General features: G+C 59.2%; 14 protein-coding genes. 12 read left to right on the plus strand and 2 right to left on the minus strand.

Annotation, left to right across the window (positions count from 1 at the left end; translation table 11 throughout):
• Positions 1-21: 21 nt before the first annotated feature.
• Positions 22-3,426: a DUF4329 domain-containing protein gene (locus ACP7A4_RS16170; RefSeq protein ID WP_426247780.1), complete on the minus strand. Its 3,405-nt coding sequence runs from the start codon at positions 3,424-3,426 to the stop codon at positions 22-24.
• Positions 3,427-3,723: 297 nt separating this feature from the next.
• Between ACP7A4_RS16170 and urtA the strand changes: the two genes are divergently transcribed.
• The 11 genes from urtA (at position 3,724) to ureC (ending at position 13,787) form a co-directional block, all read left to right on the plus strand.
• The gene (urtA, locus tag ACP7A4_RS16175; RefSeq protein WP_059763430.1) at positions 3,724-4,989 is read left to right on the plus strand and encodes an urea ABC transporter substrate-binding protein; all 1,266 of its coding nucleotides are present in this window, start codon (positions 3,724-3,726) and stop codon (positions 4,987-4,989) included.
• A gap of 141 nt (positions 4,990-5,130) precedes the next feature.
• On the plus strand, positions 5,131-6,633 hold the full coding sequence (gene urtB / locus ACP7A4_RS16180; RefSeq protein ID WP_426247781.1) for an urea ABC transporter permease subunit UrtB: 1,503 nt from the start codon (positions 5,131-5,133) through the stop codon (positions 6,631-6,633).
• Positions 6,633-7,709, plus strand: coding sequence for an urea ABC transporter permease subunit UrtC (gene urtC / locus ACP7A4_RS16185; RefSeq protein WP_203303026.1), 1,077 nt, complete (start codon positions 6,633-6,635; stop codon positions 7,707-7,709). Before urtB ends, urtC begins: the two co-directional genes overlap by 1 nt.
• A complete protein-coding gene (urtD, locus tag ACP7A4_RS16190; RefSeq protein ID WP_426247782.1) occupies positions 7,709-8,569 on the plus strand; it encodes an urea ABC transporter ATP-binding protein UrtD in 861 nt (286 codons plus the stop codon). Before urtC ends, urtD begins: the two co-directional genes overlap by 1 nt.
• 35 nt (positions 8,570-8,604) lie before the next feature.
• Complete coding sequence (gene urtE, locus ACP7A4_RS16195) at positions 8,605-9,303, plus strand: urea ABC transporter ATP-binding subunit UrtE (protein ID WP_048364393.1); 699 nt, start codon at positions 8,605-8,607, stop codon at positions 9,301-9,303.
• 32 nt (positions 9,304-9,335) lie between these two features.
• Positions 9,336-10,175 (plus strand): urease accessory protein UreD, encoded by an 840-nt coding sequence (locus tag ACP7A4_RS16200; RefSeq protein WP_426247783.1) that lies wholly within the window; start codon positions 9,336-9,338, stop codon positions 10,173-10,175.
• A 139-nt stretch (positions 10,176-10,314) separates the two neighbouring features.
• The gene (gene ureA / locus ACP7A4_RS16205) at positions 10,315-10,617 is read left to right on the plus strand and encodes an urease subunit gamma (protein WP_059763435.1); all 303 of its coding nucleotides are present in this window, start codon (positions 10,315-10,317) and stop codon (positions 10,615-10,617) included.
• Between the two features lie 9 nt (positions 10,618-10,626).
• Positions 10,627-11,160 (plus strand): GNAT family N-acetyltransferase, encoded by a 534-nt coding sequence (locus ACP7A4_RS16210; protein ID WP_059763436.1) that lies wholly within the window; start codon positions 10,627-10,629, stop codon positions 11,158-11,160.
• Complete coding sequence (locus tag ACP7A4_RS16215; protein ID WP_059763437.1) at positions 11,157-11,690, plus strand: GNAT family N-acetyltransferase; 534 nt, start codon at positions 11,157-11,159, stop codon at positions 11,688-11,690. The genes ACP7A4_RS16210 and ACP7A4_RS16215 overlap by 4 nt, the downstream gene beginning before the upstream one ends.
• The gene (locus tag ACP7A4_RS16220) at positions 11,687-11,995 is read left to right on the plus strand and encodes an urease subunit beta (protein WP_059763438.1); all 309 of its coding nucleotides are present in this window, start codon (positions 11,687-11,689) and stop codon (positions 11,993-11,995) included. The genes ACP7A4_RS16215 and ACP7A4_RS16220 overlap by 4 nt, the downstream gene beginning before the upstream one ends.
• 91 nt (positions 11,996-12,086) lie before the next feature.
• Positions 12,087-13,787, plus strand: a complete 1,701-nt coding sequence (gene ureC / locus ACP7A4_RS16225; protein ID WP_426247784.1) for an urease subunit alpha — start codon at positions 12,087-12,089, stop codon at positions 13,785-13,787.
• Between the two features lie 50 nt (positions 13,788-13,837).
• Here the strand turns inward: ureC and ACP7A4_RS16230 are convergent, their stop codons facing one another.
• The gene (locus ACP7A4_RS16230; protein WP_426247785.1) at positions 13,838-19,084 is read right to left on the minus strand and encodes a dermonecrotic toxin domain-containing protein; all 5,247 of its coding nucleotides are present in this window, start codon (positions 19,082-19,084) and stop codon (positions 13,838-13,840) included.
• A gap of 159 nt (positions 19,085-19,243) precedes the next feature.
• On the opposite strand from ACP7A4_RS16230, the gene ACP7A4_RS16235 reads away from it, so the two are divergent.
• Positions 19,244-20,377 carry a sensor histidine kinase gene (locus ACP7A4_RS16235; protein WP_059763441.1) on the plus strand — a complete coding sequence of 378 codons (1,134 nt, stop codon included), beginning with the start codon at positions 19,244-19,246 and terminating at the stop codon, positions 20,375-20,377.
• Positions 20,378-20,434: the final 57 nt, after the last annotated feature.

Genomic DNA, 20,434 nt, shown 5'->3' on the forward strand with positions numbered 1-20,434 from the left:
TGGCACGCTGCCCGAGGCGTCTCAAAGCTCGTCTTTACCGTGAGCGGGCGAGCGCACCCACGGTAACTCAGGCTTGACCATGACCGGCGCCGTGGCGAGCCCCTCAGCAGTCACCCATGCGGCACGTGCCCAGTGCGCACCGGGGCTGACGACCACCAGCTCGCCCGCCTTGAGCAGCTTGGCGATGTATGCACTTTTCGTCTCGATGCCTTTATCAACCCAGTCCTGATCCAGGTACTGGTTTTCCCAATAGTCATAGCCCACGACCGACTGGCACAAATCGTTTTCGGCCTGACCGGGACGACGTGCATACTTCAGTAGCGCGCCGTCATTGCCTGACAAAAAAACAATGTTTACGGCAAATCCCAGCCGCGCCAGGTTCTTGGCCACATAACAAATGTCCATCGGCCAGAACATATGATCGACCCAGTTGCGTTGCTGGGGCCTGGCAATACTCGGTTTGATCGGAGGGTGCGCATTGTGCACCGCGATCGGCCCATACCCGGTCGGCAAGCGAGGTAATGGCCGTGAAGTGCCCGAAGAGCGCTCAAACAAAGCATTTAAAAAAATGCGGTCCTGAGCGTTCGCGGGTACGCCATTGATTTGAGGTTCAACGGGCAGATAAAGGGTGTCTGCCGATGAGTAAAGCACCGCGCCGACTATTGTTTGGGCGTGCGGCAAGACCATTTTCCGGTGGCTGTAGAGTGCCGCATCGTCAACATGACTAAACATCGGCCCAAGCGCCGGCACATTGGGCGCGGGTTCTTGATCGAGCGGCGCAACCCTGGCGTAGGGCTGCCATGTACTCGTCACACGGCCTGGCGCGGCCCACACGTTGCTGGTTGACAGGACGTCCAGGTGCCCTGCGGCCGCTATTTTGCGCACGTAATCAGAGGATCGAAGCGTGTGGTTGTTCAACAACACCTGCAGGGGGGTGTGCGGCCCGAATGCGCTGTCCAGTACCAACAAGGTGTTGAGGTTTGTGGTGCGGTAGCTCAGCAAAGCCTCGTTGCGGGTAGAGATAAACATCTGAGGATAATCACTGCGCCAAGGAGAGTGGTCACGGGCCATGCTCGACAGCACCGCCAGGTCTACCAGATCCGAAGGGTCAATGAAGTCGGCAAAGACGTCGTCTGTGGCCAGGTTCACAGGGGTTTTTGGCGTGGCTATATAGACCGCGTTAAGGCTGAATCCGGCCGGAAAGCTATAGTCTGTCGAGCCAAAAGGGCGAGGGAATATCTGCCCCAGCAGGGCACTGCGCGCGGACAGTGGCTCTGTAACGAGATACTGCTCACCGGTCGCACGCTTAAGGATGACCCCGAACTGAGTCGTTACACGTGCGCCCATTCGTGCATGAACGTAGCGCATGGCATCTTCAGCTTGCGAAAAAAGAGGGCCGTAAGCCGGTTGCAGATTGAGCCGACTCATCTCAACGGGTGGCTGAACGGGCTTCCAGGCAGGCGTCACCGGGCCACGAGCGCCCCATAACGGGCTGCTCACCACGACACTCAACCCCCCTGCACGCGCGACCTGCGCCACGTATTGACTGGGGGCGAGTGTGTTGGCGCGCAGTTTGTTCTGCGTCTGATTGTTGCGCGCCTGCTCGGGATGCGCCTCGGGCGGTGAAACCCGGGCCAGTAATTTTTTCTCAAGATCAGAGCCACTCGGGGCGTATTTGAGCAGTGCACCGTCTTGTGCTGAAAAATAACGCACCCGCCCGCGACGATCGAGTAGGGCCGCACGCACTTCATGAGGGGCGAACATGTTGCGACAGACACGTTCTTCATTGGCAGGACGCCAGAGTTGCAGGGGGCGAACACGGCGCGTGTGATAAGTGGCGAAGATCACACAGCCAAAAGGGATATAGGCTGCCATCTCGGGAGGGAAAACCGTTTGTTCGTCAAACGTTTCAGTGCTCAAAGCCAGCGGCTCTGTCACGACAAAAAGATTGTCCTGACGCTTGAGAATCAGCCCCCCGTACGTGAAGTCCACCCGACGTGCAATCAACTCGTGGGCGTATCGCGCGGCATCGTCCATATCAACGAAAACCGGGCTGAGCGTGCGCCGCATAAAGCCTTCAAACGGCAGCCATGCGTCCCAGACTCGCCCCTCCCTGCCCCACACATCACTGCGGCGTATCACCTCCAACTGACCTGCGTAGGCCAACGCACGTACCAGCGCGACGAACTGTACGGCGCCTGACATCACATCGTGCACAATCGCCATACCGTCGCCCTTATCTTGCGGCAACTTTGCAAACTGCATTTTCTCAACCGGAGAAGACCTGGAGATGTACTTCAACAAGGCCCCGTCACGGGTCGCAATATAAAGAGGCAACGCATGAACCTGATCAGGAGGGCCGAGCGCTTGTGCCACTGAGAGGGCTTTCTCCAGTGCTTCAGGGTGCAAGAAGTTTTTAAACAACGACACCTGATCGGGCGGTAAAAGGGCCGGATCGCGGTATTCAGAATCACAGCCGTACAGCGCAACAATCGTAAAATTCGCAGGCAATTGTGGGCGCCGCTCACTGTCATGGGTAAACGCCCGCACCAGCGCAAAGTCCAGCGCTTCAGTCACTGGTTGCGAAACCACAAACTCATTACTCGTGCTGTTTTTGAGGATAAAACAGTAATGCTGACTCGACGTTTGTGCAGTCAGTGATTGCCCATACTCAAGGGCCAATTGCTCACTGGCCAGCACCGGGCCGAACGCTGGCCGTTGAATAATCACATCGTCCGTATCGAGAGCGCGCAGGGGCAAAGAAAAGAACCCCGGCGATAGCCTGCCCGTTTGCCCGCTCCACACTTCATTGGACTCAATGACGTCAACCTGCAACGTGTCAGCCACTTGCTTGAAGTAGCCCTGCAATCCGTTCATCCGTTCGCCTCCTTCCTCGACCAGCGACAGAAAAGCGAAGAGTTCTTGGGCGTCTTCTGTGGGCCGCGCTTGAACTTTGAGCAACGAGCCATTGAAACCGGACAAGTAATGCACATCAGCAAAGCGGGCCACACCCAACAGGCTGTATATATCGCCGGGTAAAAAAAAGTTGGCCAGCGTGATGACGTCCGCCCTGGACACTCCGGCTGGCGCGGTTTCACCCCCGCCAAGTTGATGCGCCCTGGAGTAATAAAAGCCGTAACACGTAAAGCCGTGAGGGTGTTTGAGCTGACCCTTTTCATCGACTGCAATAAATTGCGTCGGGCTAAAGCGCTCACCCGTTACCTTCACCGGGCGCGATGCCAGGTAGCGGCCTTGGGCATTTTTTAAAATCACCCCGGCGTACTGCTCCGCACGCTTATCACCTATCAATTGATGGGCAAATCGTGCGGCATCATCGGGGTTTAAAAAGGGTGGGCTCAAGGAGGGCAAACGGCCCGGTGTATTGCTGGGGAACAGCACCTGTGGAATGTCATAAACAGGTTCCATAGTTTTAAATTCCTGTATTGAGTCGTGATCGGCAGGTGCGCGATCCCACTCATACTTCGCCTTGCAGGTGTTGCGCAGGTGGTAGTTAGTTACCGGCCCTTGACCCGCAAGCACCAAGGCAGCGCACGCCAGCGCACCGCCCCTCCCATCAAGCGCCAAACGGGTGCACCGATGCGCCCCCTCTTTGCGCAAGGCCCCGGTCTTGAGCGCTGTTTGAATCCCGGCACAGCCTTTGCAAAAGCCTGCTCATTGTCCGAATCCATCCCTGATGAACATCGAGTTCCTGGAGATCGCACCATGAAGCGTCGCAGCCTGATCAAAGCGTTCACCTTGTCGGCCTCCATTGCCGCCATGGGCCTGACCTGGACGGTGCACGCCGCCGAGACCATCAAGGTGGGCATTCTGCATTCGTTGTCCGGGACCATGGCGATCTCTGAAACATCACTCAAAGACATGGCCCTGATGACCATCGACGAGATCAACGCCAAAGGCGGGGTCAACGGCAAAATGCTCGAAGCGGTGGTGGTCGACCCGGCGTCCAACTGGCCGCTGTTCGCGGAAAAAGGCCGCCAGTTGCTGACGCAGGACAAAGTCGCCGTGGTGTTCGGCTGCTGGACCTCGGTGTCACGCAAGTCCGTGTTGCCGGTGTTTGAAGAACTCAATGGCTTGCTGTTCTACCCGGTGCAATACGAGGGCGAAGAAATGTCGCCCAACGTGTTCTACACCGGCGCTGCGCCCAACCAGCAAGCGATTCCGGCGGTTGAGTACCTGATGAGCGAAGACGGCGGCAGTGCCAAGCGCTTTGTGCTGCTGGGCACCGACTACGTATACCCGCGTACCACCAACAAAATCCTGCGCGCTTTCCTGCATAGCAAAGGCGTGGCCGACAAGGACATTGAAGAGGTCTATACCCCGTTCGGGCACAGCGATTACCAGACCATCGTGTCCAATATCAAAAAATTCTCGGCGGGCGGTAAAACAGCGGTGATCTCCACCGTCAATGGCGACTCCAACGTGCCGTTCTATAAAGAGCTGGCCAACCAGGGCATCAAGGCCACCGACGTGCCAGTGATTGCGTTCTCGGTGGGCGAAGAAGAACTGCGCGGCATCGACACCAAACCGTTGGTGGGCAACCTGGCCGCGTGGAACTACTTCGAGTCGGTTGAGAACCCGGTCAATCAGAAGTTCGTCGCTGACTGGAAAGCCTATGCCAAGGCCAAAAACCTGCCGGGCGCCGACAAGGCCGTGACCAACGACCCGATGGAAGCCACCTACGTGGGCATTCATATGTGGGCGCAGGCGGCTGAGAAAGCCAAGTCCACCGATGTGGATAAAGTGCGCGAAGCCCTGGCCGGCCAGACCTTCGCGGCACCCTCGGGTTACACCCTGACCATGGACAAGACCAACCATCACCTGCACAAGCCGGTAATGATTGGTGAGATCCAGCCAGACGGTCAGTTCAGTGTGGTGTGGCAAACCGAAGGCCCGATCCGCGCGCAGCCGTGGAGCCCCTACATTACGGGCAACGACAAAAAACCGGATTACGCGGTGAAGAGCAACTAGTCACTTAAAAGCCCCTCAGCTCCCCTCTGCCGGAGGGCGAGGGGCTGATGTGTGGCGTTTAGTCCCCTCTCCCTCTGGGAAAGGGCCAGGGTGAGGGTCAGCGCCCTGAAGCTCGACCACCTGCAAACAGGGACACTCGCTATGCCCACTGCCCTTTATCGTTTGATCCTCGCGTTGCTGCTGTGGCTGCCCCTGGCCGCCCACGCCGATGACGCCAGCGACTTTGCCGCGGCCAACCTGCCACAGCAGGTCAAGCTGCTGGAAAGCTGGGCCGCCCAGCCAGACCCGGCTCGCACCGAATTGATCATGGCCCTGCAACACGGCCAGATCACGGTCGACGGCCAACCCAAAACCGTGCGCTTGAACAACCGCCTGCGCGGTTTGATCGACACCGCACTGGCCAGCCATCAACTGCTCTCGGCCGACCCCACGCTGCGCCTGAGCGCTGCGCAACAATTGCAAAAGACTGCCCAGCCTGCGCAGTTGGTGCTGCTCAACCGCCGCCTCACCCTCGAAGCGGACGACAAGGTGTACGCAGCCCTGAACCTGGCGCTGGCCAATTTGCAGTTGGTCGATGCCGACCCGACGGTGCGTTTGGCCGCCGTGCGCCTGCTCGGCGAAACCGGCGAGCCATTGGCCCGCACCCGCCTTGAAACCCTGTTGCAGCCCGAGGTCGAGACCGACGCCCGCGTGCGCACCGCCGCCGAGACCAGCCTGGCGCAAGTCAAACGTAAGCTGTTGATCGGCGACCTGCTGGGTCAAGCATTCAGCGGCCTGTCACTCGGCTCGATTCTGCTGCTCGCGGCTCTCGGGCTGGCCATCACCTTCGGCCTGCTGGGGGTGATCAACATGGCCCACGGCGAAATGCTGATGCTTGGTGCCTACTCCACGTATTGCGTGCAGTTGCTGTTCCAGCGCTTCGCCCCCGGCGCCATCGAGTTTTATCCGTTGCTGGCCCTGCCGGTGGCGTTCTTCGTCACGGCGGGCGTGGGCATGGTGCTGGAGCGCACAATCATCCGTCACCTCTACGGCCGCCCGCTGGAAACCTTGCTCGCCACGTGGGGCATCAGCCTGATCCTGATCCAGTTGGTGCGTGTGCTGTTTGGCGCGCAGAACGTTGAAGTGGCCAACCCGGCGTGGCTCTCGGGCGGCATTCAAGTGCTGCCCAACCTGGTACTGCCCTACAACCGTCTGGTGATCATCGCGTTCGCGCTGGCCGTGGTGTTTCTGACGTGGTTGTTGTTGAACAAAACCCGCTTGGGTCTCAACGTTCGCGCCGTCACTCAAAACCGCAACATGGCTGCCTGCTGCGGCGTGCCCACCGGGCGCGTTGACATGCTCGCGTTCGGTCTGGGTTCGGGGATCGCCGGGCTGGGCGGCGTGGCCTTGAGCCAGGTCGGCAACGTCGGCCCCGACCTCGGCCAGGGCTACATCATCGACTCGTTTCTGGTGGTGGTGCTGGGCGGCGTCGGCCAACTCGCAGGCACGGTGTACGCCGCATTGGGGCTGGGTATCGCCAACAAAATCCTCGAACCGCAGATCGGTGCCGTGCTCGGCAAAATCCTTATCCTGGGGCTGATCATTCTGTTCATTCAGAAACGCCCGCAAGGTCTCTTCGCGCTTAAAGGACGGGTGATCGACTGATGAATCAGCCACTGATGCTCACCGCAGCCCAAAAAGCAGGCCCGGCCCTGACTGCACTGATTGGCGGACTCGTGCTGCTGGTGCTGCTGGCCTTGCCCTTACTCTCATTGCTGCCCGCCGACAGCCCGTTTCAAGTCTCGGCATACACCTTGACCCTGGTCGGCAAAATCCTCTGCTATGCCATCGTTGCGTTGGCGCTCGATCTGGTGTGGGGCTACGCCGGGCTGTTGTCGCTGGGCCACGGTTTGTTCTTCGCTCTGGGCGGCTACGCGATGGGCATGTACTTGATGCGTCAGGCGTCGGGTGATGAATTGCCCGCGTTTATGACCTTTTTGTCGTGGACTGAATTGCCGTGGTACTGGGTCGGCACCGAGCATTTTTGGTGGGCCATGTGCCTGGTGGTACTGGCGCCCGGTTTGCTGGCGCTGGTGTTTGGGTTTTTCGCCTTTCGCTCACGGATCAAGGGCGTGTATTTCTCGATCATGACCCAAGCCCTGACCTTCGCCGGGATGCTGCTGTTTTTCCGCAACGAGACCGGCTTTGGTGGCAACAACGGCTTCACTAACTTTCGCAGCATTCTGGGCTTTGGCATCACCGAACCCGGCACTCGCGCCGCGCTGTTTTTCGCCACGGTGCTGTTGTTGGCGGGTAGCCTGTTTGTGGGCTGGCGCCTGGCGCGCAGCAAGTTTGGTCGGGTGCTCACCGCGGTGCGCGATGCTGAAAACCGCCTGATGTTTTGCGGCTACGACCCGCGCGGTTTCAAGCTGTTTGTGTGGGTGTTGAGCGCTGTGCTGTGCGGTTTGGCCGGAGCCTTGTATGTGCCGCAAGTGGGCATTATCAACCCCGGCGAAATGTCCCCCACCAATTCCATCGAAGCGGCGGTATGGGTCGCACTGGGCGGGCGCGGTACGCTGATCGGCCCGTTGCTGGGCGCAGGCGTGGTCAACGGCATGAAGAGCTGGTTCACCGTGGCCTTCCCTGAATACTGGCTGTTCTTTCTGGGCGCACTGTTTATCGTCGTGACCCTGTACCTGCCCAAAGGCATCATCGGCTTGCTGAAAAAGAGGGGCGAATAATGCGCATCACGCCAACGGCAGCATTTATGCTCGAACCCGCATTTGACCCCAACAAAGACGCCGGCAGCAGCCGCGACGCCATCGGCCTCGGCCAAGCGGCAGGCCGAAGGTTGAATACGCGCCACGGCACGATCCTGACCCTGGAAGGCATCAGCGTCAGCTTTGAGGGGTTCAAGGCGCTCAATAACCTCAACCTGTACATCGGCGTCGGCGAACTGCGCTGCATCATCGGGCCCAATGGTGCGGGCAAGACCACGATGATGGACGTCATCACCGGCAAGACGCGCCCCACCGAAGGCCAGGCCTGGTTCGGCGAAACCCTGGATTTACGGCACATGAGCGAAGTGCAGATCGCCCAGTCGGGCATCGGTCGCAAATTTCAGAAACCCACCGTGTTTGAAGCCCTGAGCGTGTTTGAAAACCTTGAGCTGGCGCAAAAAACCGACAAGTCGGTATGGGCCAGCCTGCGCGCCACCCTCACGGGCGAACAAGCCGACCGCATCGGAGAGGTGCTCAACACCATTCGCCTGACGAGTGCGGCGCATCGTCCGGCAGGGTTGCTGTCTCACGGGCAAAAGCAGTTTTTGGAAATCGGCATGTTGCTGGTGCAAGACCCGCAGCTGTTGCTGCTGGACGAACCAGTGGCGGGCATGACTGACGCCGAAACCGAGTTCACCGCCGAGCTGTTCAAACGTCTGGCGGGCAAGCACTCGCTGATGGTGGTGGAGCACGACATGGGGTTTGTCGGTTCGATTGCCGATCACGTCACCGTCCTGCATCAGGGCAGCGTGCTGGCCGAAGGGTCGCTGGCACAGGTGCAAGCGGATGAACGGGTGATTGAGGTGTATCTGGGACGTTGAACAACGGGTCGGCGTCGTTTATCAGGAATCCAAACATGCTTAAAGTCCAAAAGCTGCATCAGTTCTACGGCGGCAGCCACATCCTGCGCGGCGTGTCGTTTGAGGTAAAAGTCGGCGAAGTCACTTGCCTGCTGGGCCGCAACGGCGTGGGCAAAACGACGTTGCTCAAGTGCTTGATGGGCTTATTGCCGATCAAAGAAGGCGGCGTGAGTTGGGAAGGTCATGCCATCTCCACCCTCAAACCCCACCAGCGGGTGCACGCAGGCATTGCGTACGTGCCACAGGGCCGGGAGATTTTCGGCCGCCTCAGCGTGGAAGAAAATCTGCTGATGGGCCTGTCGCGCTTCCCCGGCAGCGAGGCCAAAGAAGTACCCGCATTCATCTACGAGCTATTCCCGGTGCTGCTGCAAATGAAGCATCGGCGCGGCGGCGATCTGTCGGGCGGGCAACAGCAACAACTGGCCATCGGTCGCGCGCTGGCCAGTCGCCCGCGCCTGCTGATCCTCGACGAACCCACCGAAGGCATCCAGCCCTCGGTGATCAAGGAAATCGGCGCCGTGATCAAAATGCTCGCGGCACGCGGGGACATGGCCATATTGCTGGTAGAGCAGTTCTACGACTTTGCCGAGGAACTCGCGGATCAGTACCTGGTGATGTCACGGGGTGAAATCATTGCGCAAGGTCGCGGTGAAAATATGCAAACAGAAGGTGTGCGCGGGCTCGTGACGATTTAATCTGTAACTCTTTGTTACCAGAATGGCCTCTTATGAATTTACCTGCCAATACCGCCTTGTTCACCCCTAGCTGGCAGGCCGAGCTGGAGCTGGGTTATGGGCGTTTTGGCGACAGCACGCGCCCGACCCTGCGCCGTCATCTCGGGCCTTTGCGCGTACAAAAGCACCTGTACGCCGAAGGCCCCCAAGTGTGCCAGCACATCATCGTGCACCCCCCCGGCGGGATTGCCGGCGGCGATCAACTCGACATTCGCGCCAGCGTCGGGCCCGATGCCTGGGCCCAACTCACCAGCCCCGGCGCCGCCAAGTGGTACCGCGCCGCAGGCCCGGCGTATCAAAGCGTTGAGCTTAAGGTGGCCGCAGGCGCGACGCTGGAGTGGCTGCCGCAAGAAACCATCGTATTTAGCGCAGCGCAGGCCGAACTCACTACGCACATCGCGCTTGAGGGGGATGCCCGTTTGTTTTATTGGGACATGGTGGCGTTGGGACGACTGGCCAGTGGTGAGCGTTTCGAGCACGGGTCTTTTCAATCGCAACTGGATATTCGCCGCGACGGCCAGTTGCTCTGGCATGAGCGCCAGCGCATTGTGGGCGGCGACGGATTGCTGGCCTCGCCCATTGGGCTGGATGGCCACCCGGTGTTTGCAACGTTGCTGGTGACGGGAGAAATCAGTGCTGAGCTGCTGCAAACCTGCCGCAGCCTGGCCAACCCGGTGCGGGGTGATCTGACGCAATTACCGGGTTTACTGGTGGCCAGGTGCCTGGCGGGGGAAGCGTTGCAGGCCCGGGGCTGGCTGATTGATTTATGGCGACTGCTGCGCCCGGCATTGTTGGGGCGCGAGGCGTTGGCGCCGAGAATCTGGAGCACCTGAAGAGCCCCTCGCCCCAACCCTTTGAGCTGAACGCAGGTGAGCACACGTCACGCGACACACAAAACAGCCCTCTCTTGCTCCGGGAGAGGGTCAGGGCAAAAGGCCCGATTACTTTTTAACTGCCGAACACGGACCCCTCATGGACCTGACTCCACGCGAAAAAGACAAAATGCTGATCTTCACCGCTGGCCTGCTGGCGGAGCGCCGATTGGCGCGCGGGGTGAAACTCAATTACCCGGAAACCATTGCCTATATCTCAGCCGCCCTGCTCGAAGGCGCCCGCGATGGCAACACCGTGGCCCACCTGATGCATTACGGCACCACCTTGCTCACGCGCGAGCAGGTCATGGAGGGCATCCCGGAAATGATCCCCGACATTCAGGTCGAAGCCACCTTCCCGGACGGCACCAAGCTGGTCACGGTCCACCAACCCATCGCCTGAGGCGCAGCCATGGCTTACGTTATTCGTGATGCAGTCCCGGCCGACCTGCCGGCGATTCTCGATATTTACAACGATGCAGTGCTCAATACCCTCGCCATCTGGAACGAGAACACCGTCGACTTGAGCAACCGCCAGCAATGGTTCGACGCTCGCCAAACCCAGGCTTACCCCATTCTGGTGATCGTGGATCACGCCAACGTGCCATTGGGCTATGCCTCATTTGGTGACTGGCGCCCCTTTGAGGGCTTTCGTCATACCGTCGAGCATTCGGTGTACGTGCACCCCGATCAGCGCGGCAAACGCCTTGGCCCGCAGTTGCTGGCAGCGCTGATTGAACGCGCCAAAGCGTGTGACAAACACGTCATGGTCGCCGCGATTGAAAGTGCCAATGCCGCCTCGATCCATGTGCATAAGCAACTCGGGTTCGTCACCAGCGGGCGCATGCCGCAAGTGGGCATCAAGTTCGGGCGCTGGCTGGACCTGACCTTCATGCAATTGATGCTCAACCCCGGCGCCCTGGCGCCACAGGAGCGCGACCAATGAGCGCTGAACAGGTGCTGCGCGTCACGCCGCAAACGTTCGCTCGCTACCGTGAAGGCTTGATTGCGCTGCTGGTGGACGCCGTTCATCACGGCGCGTCCGTCGGGTTTATGGCCAACCTGGACCCGGCCCAGGCCAGCCAGTATTTCAACGAGGTGCATACCCAACTGGAGCAAGGCAGTGTGCTGCTGTGGGTGTTGGTCGAAGACCAGCGCGTGCTCGCCAGCGTGCAATTGGCCTTATGCCAGAAAGCCAACGGCCTCAACCGGGCCGAAGTGCAAAAGCTGCTGGTGCTCAACGAAGCGCGGCGCCGGGGCTTGGGCCAAGTGCTGATCCACGCGTTGGAACAAGGCGCACGCCAGCAACACCGTGGCCTGTTGCATCTGGACACCGAAGCTGGCTCGCCCGCCGAAAACTTCTACAGCGCGCTGGGGTATACCCGCGTCGGTGAACTGCCCAACTATTGCCGCAGCCCCGACGGTCACTACAGCCCCACCGCCATCTACTTTAAAACCTTGAGTGAACCGCAATGATTCCAGGCGAATACCGCATCGAGTCCGGCGATATCGAGCTGAATGTGGGCAGGCGTACCCACACCCTGAGTGTGTCCAACCGCGGTGACCGACCGATTCAGGTCGGTTCGCACTATCACTTTTTCGAAACCAACGATGCGCTGATGTTTGATCGCGGTGACAGCCGTGGCATGCGCCTCAATATCCCGGCTGGCACCGCCGTACGCTTCGAGCCGGGGCAAACCCGTGAAGTGGAACTGGTCGAACTGGCAGGTTTGCGCCGCGTGTTCGGCTTTGCCGGGCGAGTCATGGGCGATCTGGATTGACATAAGCCACACAAATGCCGCCTTGCGGTTGCTTCGCGACCGGACGCAGTCTTCAGCAGCTGCTACAGGTCACTATTAGGAACGACACACCATGAAAATTTCCCGTCAGGCCTACGCCGATATGTTCGGCCCCACCGTTGGCGACAAAGTTCGCCTGGCCGATACCGAGCTGTGGATCGAGGTCGAGCAGGACTTCACCACTTACGGCGAAGAAGTGAAGTTTGGCGGCGGCAAAGTGATTCGTGACGGCATGGGCCAAAGCCAGTTGCTCGCGGCCGAGGTGGTCGACACTTTGATCACCAACGCGCTGATCGTCGACCACTGGGGCATTGTCAAAGCCGACGTGGGCCTGAAAAACGGGCGCATTCACGCCATCGGCAAAGCCGGCAACCCGGATATCCAGCCCAACGTCAGCATCGCCATCGGCGCCAGCACGGAAGTGATTGCGGGCGAAGGCATGATCCTCACCGCCGGTGGTATCGACACCCATATTCACTTCATCTGCCCGCAACAGATCGACGAAGCACTCAACAGTGGCGTCACCACCATGATCGGCGGCGGCACCGGCCCGGCGACCGGCAGCAACGCCACCACCTGCACCTCTGGCCCGTGGCACATGGCGCGCATGCTGCAAGCGGCAGACGCATTCCCGATGAACATGGGCTTCACCGGCAAGGGTAATGCCAGCCTGCCACAACCCTTGATCGAGCAAGTCGAAGCGGGCGCCATCGGCCTTAAATTGCACGAAGACTGGGGCACCACACCGGCCTCCATCGACAACTGCCTGACGGTGGCCGACCGGTACGACGTGCAAGTGGCGATTCACAGCGACACGCTGAACGAGTCGGGGTTTGTCGAAACCACCCTCGCCGCCTTCAAGGGCCGCACCATTCACACCTATCACACCGAAGGCGCGGGCGGCGGGCATGCGCCTGACATCATCAAAGCCTGCGGCCTGACCAACGTACTGCCCAGCTCGACCAACCCGACCCGCCCGTTTACGCGCAACACCATCGACGAACACCTGGACATGCTGATGGTGTGTCACCACCTGGACCCCAGCATCGCCGAAGACGTGGCCTTCGCTGAAAGCCGCATCCGCCGTGAAACCATCGCCGCCGAAGACATCCTGCACGACCTTGGCGCGTTTTCGATGATCAGCTCCGACAGCCAGGCCATGGGCCGTGTGGGCGAGGTCATTACCCGCACCTGGCAGACCGCCGACAAAATGAAGAAACAACGTGGCCCGCTACCGGAAGACGGCGTGGGCAACGACAACTTTCGGGCCAAACGCTACATCGCCAAATACACCATCAACCCGGCCATCACCCACGGCATCAGCCACGAAGTCGGCTCAATCGAGGTGGGTAAATGGGCCGATCTGGTGCTGTGGCGCCCGGCGTTTTTCGGGGTTAAACCGACATTGATTCTCAAAGGTGGCGCCATCGCATCGAGCCTGATGGGCGACGCCAACGGCTCCATCCCGACCCCGCAGCCGGTTCACTACCGGCCAATGTTCGCCAGCTACGGCGGTTCTCGGCATGCCACCAGCCTGACCTTCATCAGCCAGGCGGCCGCTGAGGCCGGAGTGCCCGAAACCTTGGGCCTGAAGAAGCATATCGGCGTGGTCAAAGGCTGCCGTGATGTGCAAAAAACCGACCTGATTCATAACGGCTATTTGCCCAACATTGAAGTCGACCCGCAAACCTATCAGGTCAAGGCGGACGGTGTATTGCTGTGGTGTGAACCGGCAGACGTGCTGCCAATGGCCCAGCGCTACTTTCTGTTTTGAGGCCAGGCGCAGGTCAGGTTGCGATCTGACCTGCGGTTCACTGGCTCAGATCAAGAGTCACCCCGGCCGGTGATGGGTTCGTCCTCATCCGGCGTCGACACTTCACGTCCCATCGCTTCATCCGTCAGTGCCTCCATCAACCTGCGCCGCTCAACCCCAAAGGCGAGGACTTGCGCATCGTAGACGTCATCGGGCATGACGTACCCCTCAGGGACAGAGCCGGGCAACATGCCCAGGGTGCGAGCCTTTTGCACAATGGTTTCGCGCAGCGCGGCCTTCTGTTCAGCCGACAGGTCGGTACCCGAAACCCACGCTTGCTGCGCGACCTGCAAGTCGGTCAAGGCATCGACTTTGAGCGCCAATGCGTCAAATCTGGAGCGATAGGCACCCTCAATAAAGTTGATCCACATCGGCTGCTCCAGCAATTGATTACGCAACCCCTCTCCTTGCTCCAGCGCCCTCACCCAATCATGTGCGCTGTCCGTCATGGCCTCGGTCACGTCCTCCTCCGGGAACATCAGTTCAGGTGACTGCCACGGCAACCCCAGCCGGTCCGCCAACAGCGTGGTGTAGGTCAGGTACACCTCCACTTCATCAATATCGCGCATCGCGACACCCTGTTCATCGTAGTGAAGGATACGGTCCCCCAACGCGTTGTATTGCGGATGGCGGCGCCCTTGTGCCTCCAGCTCAGTCACGCGTGCACGGGCAACACGCCCTAGTTGATCCAGACGGCACTTGCCTCTGGCCAGGTCTAACACTTCAAGCCTGACCAGCCATTCCATGGGTGCCTTGTAGGCTTCATGCAATAACACCTCGACACCCAGCGCATTGAACAACTGAGCCCCTGCATCCACGCAGGTAAAAGGCGCCTTGGCCATCAAAAACAGTTTGTCGCGCAGTTCATCGCTTTCGTCCATCGCCTCCAGCATGCGCCAGACTTTGCTGCTCATGTCCGCCTGGAACGCAGGCGTGCGATAGCGCATGTTGCTTGCTTGATCACTGAGGATTTCGAAGAACGGCTCCGCGTTACCGGCATATTCGATACGGTTCCACAACGCCTGTTTAGGCGCCACGTCATCGACCGACAAGACGCTGATCCAGTGATGGCTGGCCAACTCCTCGCGCGGGGGGCGCGCACGCTGGGAAGAGATGCCCACCGATTCGCTGTAGAGGTTGTATCTGGCCAACACCTCTTGCGTTAAAGCGTGACGTGTCACGACCGTGCGGGCCAGGGTGCCCGCCATGCTGGAGCCTGGCTCAACGTGGGGGATGTGCGCCAGGGGATTGTTTTCGAGATAGAGCCTGAACGTGCGAGGTCGCGGATGCGCCAGCAACCCGGTTGGCCAGCGATCAAGACCGCAACCGTTGAGGGAGACGCCGACCAAATCCGGCATGCGGCTGATGTCCAGCGACACACCAATGGGGCTTGCATCCAGAGACAAGGCCCGCATTTGGGTCATTCGGCCGATCTGTTGAACATCGCCGGGCGTGAGGACAATTTTATTGGACGCCAAATCCAGCTGTTCAAGCTGGCGCATTTGCGCAAGAGAGGGGGGGAAGCGGGTCAGTTGGTTGCTGTCCAGGTCAAGCGCACGCAATTGAGTGAACTGAGACACAAACCCGTCAATGGCATCGCTCGCGCCAATGCCTGACAAGGACAACTTGCTGACATGGGTAAAATCGGCCGTTAACGGCGGTAGGGTTTCCAGTACTGCGCCTAATGCATCGACATCGAGGATCAGAGCCTGGCCCATGTGCCGCCCGGCATCATTAAAATGGCGCGAACCTGTTCGCTGCCATGCACAAATCAAACGGTCCTGGACCCATAATCTGGCCTTGAGGGTCGGGCGCTGTGTGGCCAGCGGCGAATCAACCTCCACCGGTTGGCCATCGATGGGCAACATCAACCAGTCTTCAAGATCGGTTACAAGCTGCACAAACTCATCTTCCAGAGCGGCTATGTGCGTGCGCACATTGACACCATGCAACTCTAGGAACCCGGTCAATTCGGCTTGCGTAAAGCTGGGGTAGAGCTGAAAAAGGCGCGTCCTGTAGGTATCGGCAAGGCTTGACTGCGCCGTGATTGGCCCCCGACCACTCAACGGATAACCGACCCGGCCGCCTGGCAGGCGTTCGGGCGGCAGGAAAAAGGGTTGGCTTTCACCGCGCATTTTCAGTAATACGCGCAAGTGCTCGCGGGGCAAAGCGTGTTGCTGGATGCGGCCTTTTAACGCCCCACCTTGCCAGACACCCGGCAAACCTATGGCCCGGCGATGAGCGTCGGGCAATGCATGCTGAAGGCTGTTGTACAGGTTATCGACACCGTGCAGCTCATTGCCCAGACCATCGAAAGCCTGATATTTACCGTCCGACACGCGGACCAGTACTTTGCGCTCTGCGACATCGCTGGCCCCGCAACTTGCCCTCACCTCCCCCGAAAACCTGTTGCTGCGTATCTCCAGGCGCACATCGTTGCGCCAGCCCGGTAACTCCAATAGCGTGTTCAACACCAACATTTCAGTGTCTCTGCTGACCAGACCTTCCAGGTACAAGCCCAAGTAAGCAGAGGACAGCCGCGAGTCACGCTGTATTCGCCTGGCAGCGCCCATCAGCCTGGACGGGACCTTGCCTGAGTTTAACGCTGCCAGTTCCAGAGCATTGGCATCGGCCACTAACCTGCGGGCAATTGAGGTCGGTAGCGTGGGGAATATCCGTTGCAATAACTCAATAGAAGGCCGCGCAGGATCGGTGCTCAACAGAGGGTCTTCATACAGGCTGATGAACAAACGCTGCGTATTGAACTCCATTTGCTGGCTCAAGCGGTGCCTGAATGACTCAAGGCGCTCTGAACGCTCAAGCGTGGTGCGCTCGCCCAGCAAACGTTCAAGTTGCGAGGTACTCAGAGCATCCACTACACGCTCGGGCAACTGGCCATTCATCAGGTCCGCACGGCTTATGCGAATCACATCCGCACCGCTGGCGTTCGCATTGCCATAACGGACCACAGCACTCTGCGAAGCCAGCGAGTCATACAGTTCAATGGCTTTACTGGCAGGCCACCCTGGCAATTCAACGGTAAAAGCGGTGGCATAACTGCACAGCTCGTTGGAAATACGCCCGGCCCGGACTTCGCTCATCGCACTCATGGCCTTGGAGTAAGCCCTGAACTGGCGCAGGCTTTCTATTAACAGCAAGGGGGTGGGTTCGTTCTCGGTATAAAGACGTCGCAACTCATCTTCGCGTACGTCACAGACCTTGAGGATGTGCTCAAAATCATTGTCGCTAAACCCCTGCGCCAGGGGCCCGAGACGGCGCTTGAGCTGACTGCGCTCCCACATCACAGGTTGCTCGCCTTCATGCACCCAGACGCCGTGCCCGTTGTGTCGGAATGTGGGTTGATAAGCCTGCGGGCGACGTGGGTGGACTGCGCGGTAGTGCTCAGTCAGAGGGTCTTTACTCAGCACATAGTGCTTGCCTTCATGGGGTAAAACCTGCTGATTATTGAGCCGGTGCAGACCAGCGTCGTTGGGGTTGGAGTGAGGCGGTACGTCAATCGTGTGTGCATAGGGCGTTATATCCCCGCTCCACAAGCGTTGCCTGGCACCTGGCAAGGTAATCACTTTGAGTTTTTCAATCACCGGCGTGACGACTGCATGCATCGCCGCGCCGCCCACGGCCAGGGTCGCCAGGTTCTCCACGACATCACTGATGTGCCCCCACGCGGCATCGGTATCGCCTGCCGACCATTCTTCAATGCCTTCAATGGTTTCGTAGAGCAACTGCGCGACCATCACCACCATCATGACTTCGCCTAATGCAGGCACAGCCATTGCCACCAGGTTTACCGCAAACAGGCCAATGTTCAGGTAATGCGCCCAGCGCGCAGAACGATTATTCGCGTCCGCATCGGCGGTCGGCACGGCCAGGTTGCGGGCATTGCCAAACATGCGCCCGCGCATGTCTTCAAACATCACCCCCCACACGTCGACCTCATCCCTTAGCTGATGCCCGCTCATGGCGCAGAGCACCAGATGAATCTGCGGGTGTTCGGCCTGCTCACGATGTGTGTGCACATCTGGAATGGGTTCCACGCGAATAAGCGCAAACGGCACAGGGGCCAAGGCGTGAAACCAGAACTGGGTCTTTTCGGAACGAAACCACTCGCCACCCCACGGTTGAGCGGGAGCTTCTTTGACCAACTCGGTCAGCCGTTTGTAGTAATAAGGGCGCTCTTTCTGGTCGATATAACGGCTTAAGAACTGCTGATAGGGGGTCAGTGTTGTCAGCCTGGCTTGATCAGGACTGGCCGTGAGTTTGCGCACCCACTCGTCACGCAAGCTGGCATAACTCGCATATTGCTTGAGCGGGTGTTGGGGGTCGCCGGGTATCCAGGCAATCAGCTTCTCAGTGCGCCTATCCTCATAACTGAGCGAAAAAATCACGCAGCCTTTAAGTTCAAGGCCCATCACACAAGGGGTGCGACACCAAAGCTGTCGACCATCCGCCAGTTTGATCCCGCGTTCGCCATTCAGCACTCGCTGAATCAAGGCATGCGAGGCGCTGTCTATATCGCCCTTATGCCACGCAACCTGCGCATCGACTTTAAGCACCGCGTGCTGATGCGTGAGGTAGCGAGAGCGTAAAAGATCAAGCGATACCTTGTTGACCGGGTTCAGGGTGTTGCTGAGCAAGGTTTGATACTGCCCGCCAATATCCAGCCTTCGACACAACTGCGTAAACGCCTCAAGGGTCAGGTCGGTGGCATACGATTTAAAGCGGCCCTGCTCATCGGGCGATGTAATAAAGCCCGAACCTCCCGCAAAATAACGCTCTTGGGTCTCGGGTTCTTCAAAGTTATGCAGCGCGGCTTGAAGCAATGACAGGGTGCGCGTACTAAACCCGCCGGTGGCGACGCCAAAGGCATCAAACGAAGGCGTGTAGAGGCGCACATATACCTGATCGACGGGCACGCTGTAGCCTGCGTTTGTCAGTGCTTGCGTCAACAACGGCCGGGCAAAGTCGTTCAACGCAGGAATAACACCCAGCGCTTTCTCCAGTGTGTTCAGCGACTGACCACGAGCGTCGATCATCACTTTGAGTGCGTCTTTTTCTTTGAGCGTTAACCTGCCAAACCACTCAGGTACTTGGGCCTGGGTTTGCCTTAAGGCTGAGCGCCGTTCAGTGGTCGTTTCAACCAGCCACGGTGGAACCACGTGTTTAAAAAGCCGGTAATGGCGCCTGTGCTCCACAGGAACAGGCGACGCTGACAGGGGTTTATCAAGGGGTTGGGCCATGTCAAAAACCTCATAAATGATGAGGCCCGAGCTTATCGGCGGGGGTCTTTAGACGCGGGGTAACTATCTATAGAGGCGTCCAGCGGCAGTATTGAAAAAGATCGACAAGCGCTAAGATGCGACCTCTTTTTTCCTGTGCTTCATAGCAAGGTCGCGGTTATGCGTTTATCTGAGTTCATCGTGCAAGAGGTTGACCGTATCGTCGATGAATGGGAGAGGTTTGCCGCTACCATCACTCCCGCCGCCAACACGATGGACAGCATCGCGCTGCGCGATCACGCCAAAGTCATTTTGCTGGCCGCCTCACGGGACATGAACACCGCTCAGACAGCCAGCGAGCAGCAGGCAAAAGCTGAAGGTGAGGGCGCTGAAAAAACCCCAAGCCTGGACCAGGCTGCCGCCAGTCACGGAGAGCTGCGCCATACCGTGGGCTTTGATCTGGTGCAGATGACCTCGGAATTTCGTCATTTACGGGCCACGGTCATCCGCTTGTGGGTAGGCAGCCTGCATGTCCCCGAGCAAGCGCATTTCACCGACATGATCCGCTTCAACGAAGCCATTGACGAAGCGCTGGCCGAATCCACCGCGGCGTATGCCGAACAGGTTAACCGTTCGCGGGATATCTTCCTCGCCATCCTGGGCCACGATTTGCGTGCGCCCTTGCAAGCGGTAAGCATGTCCACCGAAATGCTGGTGCGCAAAGCCAGGCTCGATGCCGATGCCCTGAACTATGTGAGCGCGATTAAAAATGGCACTCGCCATATGGGCTCGATGGTCAGCGATTTGTTGGCATTTGTGCGCAGTCGCCTGGGCAGCCAGTTGCCTATCGAACGTGTCACGCTGGATTTGGGCGAAGCCTGCCGCGCCGCCCTGGCCGAAGCGTGTGCCGGGCAACCCGACTGCGAGCCGGTGCTGACCGTTGACGGCCCAGTGCAAGGCGAATGGGACCGTGGGTTGATCAACCAACTGCTGCAAAACCTGATTGGCAATGCGCTGCAACATGGCAGCCACAGCCGCGTGGTGACCGTAACCTTGACCGGCGGCGCCGAACAAGTGCTGCTCTCGGTGCACAACCGGGGTACGCCGATTGACGAAGGTTCGCTGGCTACCCTGTTCGACCCGTTGGTTCGCAGCCCGAGCGAAGACGTCAGCCTGCCGGGCACCTCCACCAGCCTGGGGTTGGGCCTGTTTATCGTCAAAGAAGCGGTCAACGCCCACGACGGCACCATTGAGGTCACCTCGACCGAAGCCGAAGGCACCACGTTTACCGTGACATTGCCGAAAAAAGCTTAACCCGTGCAGGCGCTGGCGCAGACTGCGAGCTGTTGATATTGAGTCACAGATCGCAGC

Origin of the sequence: Pseudomonas sp. TWR3-1-1, from assembly GCF_049896545.1 — a bacterium.
Classification (GTDB): Bacteria; Pseudomonadota; Gammaproteobacteria; order Pseudomonadales; family Pseudomonadaceae; genus Aquipseudomonas; species Aquipseudomonas weihenstephanensis.

Bases quoted from the DNA above. Each gene is read 5' to 3' on its own strand.
- ACP7A4_RS16200 (WP_426247783.1), top strand. From the start codon at position 9,336: ATGAATTTACCTGCCAATACCGCCTTGTTCACCCCTAGCTGGCAGGCC.
- urtA (WP_059763430.1), top strand. From the start codon at position 3,724: ATGAAGCGTCGCAGCCTGATCAAAGCGTTCACCTTGTCGGCCTCCATT.
- ACP7A4_RS16230 (WP_426247785.1), bottom strand. From the start codon at position 19,084: ATGGCCCAACCCCTTGATAAACCCCTGTCAGCGTCGCCTGTTCCTGTG.
- ureC (WP_426247784.1), top strand. From the start codon at position 12,087: ATGAAAATTTCCCGTCAGGCCTACGCCGATATGTTCGGCCCCACCGTT.
- urtB (WP_426247781.1), top strand. From the start codon at position 5,131: ATGCCCACTGCCCTTTATCGTTTGATCCTCGCGTTGCTGCTGTGGCTG.
- urtE (WP_048364393.1), top strand. From the start codon at position 8,605: ATGCTTAAAGTCCAAAAGCTGCATCAGTTCTACGGCGGCAGCCACATC.
- ureA (WP_059763435.1), top strand. From the start codon at position 10,315: ATGGACCTGACTCCACGCGAAAAAGACAAAATGCTGATCTTCACCGCT.
- ACP7A4_RS16210 (WP_059763436.1), top strand. From the start codon at position 10,627: ATGGCTTACGTTATTCGTGATGCAGTCCCGGCCGACCTGCCGGCGATT.
- ACP7A4_RS16170 (WP_426247780.1), bottom strand. From the start codon at position 3,426: ATGGAACCTGTTTATGACATTCCACAGGTGCTGTTCCCCAGCAATACA.
- ACP7A4_RS16220 (WP_059763438.1), top strand. From the start codon at position 11,687: ATGATTCCAGGCGAATACCGCATCGAGTCCGGCGATATCGAGCTGAAT.
- ACP7A4_RS16235 (WP_059763441.1), top strand. From the start codon at position 19,244: ATGCGTTTATCTGAGTTCATCGTGCAAGAGGTTGACCGTATCGTCGAT.
- urtC (WP_203303026.1), top strand. From the start codon at position 6,633: ATGAATCAGCCACTGATGCTCACCGCAGCCCAAAAAGCAGGCCCGGCC.
- ACP7A4_RS16215 (WP_059763437.1), top strand. From the start codon at position 11,157: ATGAGCGCTGAACAGGTGCTGCGCGTCACGCCGCAAACGTTCGCTCGC.
- urtD (WP_426247782.1), top strand. From the start codon at position 7,709: ATGCGCATCACGCCAACGGCAGCATTTATGCTCGAACCCGCATTTGAC.